Origin of the sequence: Cobetia sp. SIMBA_158 (genome assembly GCF_046566945.1) — a bacterium.
Lineage (GTDB): Bacteria > Pseudomonadota > Gammaproteobacteria > Pseudomonadales > Halomonadaceae > Cobetia > Cobetia amphilecti.
This window is the reverse complement of record NZ_JAWJYL010001128.1, coordinates 1-234: the sequence shown is the minus strand read 5'-3', so window position 1 is coordinate 234 and position 234 is coordinate 1. Positions and strand designations below refer to the sequence as shown.

Here is a 234-nt window from a genome sequence, read left to right as displayed (position 1 = left end):
GATTGTCAAAAAACAAGCAAAAAAAATATTAAATGCCCATACTTCATCCAAAGATCCAAATGTTATTCAAGCAGTTCAAGCTCTTGCTCAAGAAGAAATTAATAATAATTTAGTCTTTACCGATATTGAACAACAACTTATTTTACAACCGATGTTCGAATTAAAAACAAAAGAACAGATGGAGCAATTTTTTAGCGAAATAAAAACGTACGTTAGACCCTTTGAACGGCCGAC

Annotated in this window: 1 protein-coding gene; it reads left to right on the top strand. The window is 31.6% G+C overall.

Features of this window, described 5'->3' with window-relative positions; genetic code table 11:
• A partial coding sequence (locus R2R70_RS23275) for a hypothetical protein (RefSeq protein ID WP_410979386.1) occupies positions 1 to 234 on the top strand: 234 nt, incomplete at both ends.